This is a genomic window from bacterium (assembly GCA_024228115.1).
Classification (GTDB): domain Bacteria; phylum Myxococcota_A; class UBA9160; order UBA9160; family UBA6930.
On the sequence record JAAETT010000207.1, the window covers coordinates 1 to 3,028 of the forward strand.

The window sequence follows — 3,028 nt, forward strand, 5'->3', positions numbered from 1 at the left end:
ACACTACCTCGCGGCTCTCGATCGCGAACTCGACACCGATCCGACCGACACCGATTCGCCGTTCTGACGAGAAACCAGCACTCGCGCGCGACCACGGCTAGATGATCAGATTTCTACGGTTTCTCGTGATCGCCAACATGAGTGAGATGGTGGGCGTTCCCGAGGCGGATCGCGACATGCTGCGGAGCTGGGCTGATCAGGTGCTGCACCGGGAGGAAGGCGTGATGGGCTTGCCAGAGGCCTCTGCACGGGCGGCGGGCAAGCTCTACGCCTACTACGTCGATCTGGTGAAAGAGCGCAAACAGAAGCCAGGCGAAGATCTCGTCTCTGCGCTGCTGGCTGCCGAGCTCGAAGGGGAACGGCTCGCTGATACCGATGTGATCGGCTTTCTATTCTTGATGATCGTGGCTGGCAACGAAACCACGACGAAGCTTCTGGCCAACGCGCTCTACTGGGCGGATCGCAACCCGGACGAGCGTGAGAAAGCGCGAACGGATGAGGCCGCCATCCCACGTTGGGTCGAGGAAACGCTTCGCTACGACAATTCAACCCAGCTCCTGGCCCGCACCATCACCCGGGATCACGAGGTCGGGGGCCAGCTTCTGCGCGAAGGCGAGAAGGCGCTGCTCCTGGTGGGTTCCGCCAATCGGGACGAAGAGGCCTGGGAGCGGGCGGACGCCTACGACATCGACCGGGATACCAGTGCCAGTCTGTCTTTTGGCCGCGGTACCCATTTCTGTCTTGGTGCATCGTTGGCCCGACTCGAGGCGCGGGTTTCTCTCGAGGAGCTTTTGCGGCGCGTCGACGATATCCACGTACGCCACGAAGGCCTCGTGCGTGTTCACTCCACGAATGTGCGAGGCTTCGCGGCGCTCCCCATGGAGTTCGCCACCGGCGGTGGACGGGCTTCAGCGCAGAGATAAGAGGAAACCCCATGCTGGATCCTTCGCAATAGCGGGCCGGAAGTCTGCCTCTTCTCCTCGGACTACCCTCATGTCGAAGGCGGTCGGCACCCGCTGAAACGTTTCGACGCGGCCCTCGACGGCCTGGACGAGCAGACGAAGCATCGCTTCTACCTGGACAACTTCGTCGATCTGATGGGCTCCGCCCTGGCGTAGAACTCGATTTCCAAGCCGGGATGGCCGGTGGGTGCTGGCCTCGCCCATGGGGAAAGGCGCCCAGAGGGCGCGATCGAGGCCTTTCAATGGCCAGGGGTGAGCTTCCGGCTCCGGTCGTTATCATCCGGCCGCCCGGATCTTGGACCCGATCGGAGACCGACCATGCGCGTTCGAACCATTGGCCTGCCCATCCTCTTCATTGCCATCTTCAGCCTGGGCTGCGACGGGCCCGGATTCGGCTGGCCCGGTACCGACGACATCGATGCCGATGTCGTCCGTATCCAGGAACTGGCAGCGGGGCGCGTCGCGGCCGGCGAGGCACCTCCTAAGGGTCCGGCCGAGCTGGCCGCTGCAGCCGCGCCAGCCACTCCGCCCCCGGCCGCAGCGGATCCGGAGCCCGAACCGGAGCCCGAGCCGCTCGTTCCGGATGCCGGCCGCGGTGCCGAGATCTACGCCCTCAACTGCTCCAGCTGCCATGGCTCCGCGGGTCTGGGTGACGGGCCGGCTGGCGCTGCCCTGCAGCCTCCCCCGACCAATCACGCCGACGGTGGCTACATGAACACGCTCCACAACGACCACCTCTACAAGGCCGTGTACGAGGGTGGGGTGGCCGTGGGCAAGAGCGCAACCATGGCACCCTGGGGCGCAGTCCTTGGCGAGGCCAAAGTCTGGGACCTCGTTGCCTTCATGCGGACCATCGCAGAGCCCGCCTACGAGGGCAGCGTTCCCTGATTCGCTGCCGTCTCAGCCTTCCGGTGAAGTGATCCTCTTCAGGAAGGCCGTGCCCCCGAGCTTGCGTGCGGCGCTCTCGATGTGCCGAGCGCGTTCGCGGACATAGGCGGAGGGCGCCCCCGCCGAGAGCTTCTTGGGGCTCGGCAGCACTGCCGCGAGCAACGCCGCCTGGTGAGGTTTCAAGCGCGCCGCCGAAGTTCCGAAGTGGCGGTTCGCGGCCGCTTCCACACCGAATACGCCCGGTCCGAACTCGACCACGTTCAGGTAGACCTCGAGAATGCGCTGCTTCGGCCAGGTCCATTCCAGGAGGACGGTGAGCGAGGCTTCGAGCGCCTTTCGTAGCCAGCTTCGCTCCGGCCAGAGGTAGAGATTCTTTGCCAGCTGCTGGCTCAAGGTACTGGCGCCACGCAACCGCCCCGACTCATCCTGGATGGCGTCGCCGATGGCCTGCCAATCGAAACCGCCGTGGGTCGGGAATCGTTGGTCCTCGGCCGCCAGGACGGCGAGTGCCACATGGGGCGAGATCTGCTCCCACGGCACCCAGCGCTGCACGACCCGCCCACCCGGGGCGTCGGCTCGTGCTTGCAGCATGTAGGCCGTGGTCGGCGGCGGGATCCAGCGCCAGGGAAGGATGAGCAGGCAGAGAAGCACGACGGCGACGGCCACCGACCGCCACACGAGCGCGAACACGAGCCGCCTCCAACGGTTCGGGCGCGCCCTTCGCCTTCCTCTCTTCCTGGTCTTCCGGGCCACGCTGTCGGTTTTAGCATGGGCCCGCGGCAGGATTCAGTCTTGCCGGGGCCCGGTCTTCCGGCGGGCGCGCTCAGCTAGACAGCTCAATGCCACCGCCATCACCAACGCAGTCGAGGGTTCTGGGATCAGGGCGAATCCAAAATCCCAATCCGAGTTTCCGTATGCGCCGGTCGTGATGTCTGCGAGGAGTGTGTACGTACCTGCTGAAAGCGTCCCACTCTCGTGGAAGCTCTGCGAGCCGAAGCTCCCGCCGAACAGGTGCGAAAACTCCGTGCCGCTGCCAGTCCTCGGTGAACACCTCAAAACCGGCCATACGTGAACGTCTGAAAAGCGGCCATAGGGAGCCGCCCAAGACAGGTGTGGTGTGATTAGCCCTTTGTGGGTGTGTTTTTCAAGGTGGCCTTCTCTCGGGATCGCCAGCTCCG

Annotated in this window: 3 protein-coding genes; 2 read left to right on the forward strand and 1 reads right to left on the reverse strand. The window is 64.9% G+C overall.

Annotation, left to right across the window (positions count from 1 at the left end):
* The first annotated feature begins 101 nt into the window (after window positions 1-101).
* A complete protein-coding gene (locus GY937_09780) occupies window positions 102-923 on the forward strand; it encodes a cytochrome P450 (GenBank protein ID MCP5056999.1) in 822 nt (273 codons plus the stop codon).
* A gap of 357 nt (window positions 924-1,280) precedes the next feature.
* Window positions 1,281-1,850 carry a cytochrome c gene (locus GY937_09785; protein ID MCP5057000.1) on the forward strand — a complete coding sequence of 190 codons (570 nt, stop codon included), beginning with the start codon at window positions 1,281-1,283 and terminating at the stop codon, window positions 1,848-1,850.
* Between the two features lie 12 nt (window positions 1,851-1,862).
* Here GY937_09785 and mtgA read toward each other — a convergent pair whose 3' ends face one another.
* On the reverse strand, window positions 1,863-2,603 hold the full coding sequence (gene mtgA / locus GY937_09790; GenBank protein MCP5057001.1) for a monofunctional biosynthetic peptidoglycan transglycosylase: 741 nt from the start codon (window positions 2,601-2,603) through the stop codon (window positions 1,863-1,865).
* Between the last annotated feature and the right edge of the window lie 425 nt (window positions 2,604-3,028).

Bases quoted from the DNA above. Each gene is read 5' to 3' on its own strand.
- GY937_09780 (MCP5056999.1), top strand. From the start codon at position 102: ATGATCAGATTTCTACGGTTTCTCGTGATCGCCAACATGAGTGAGATG.
- GY937_09785 (MCP5057000.1), top strand. From the start codon at position 1,281: ATGCGCGTTCGAACCATTGGCCTGCCCATCCTCTTCATTGCCATCTTC.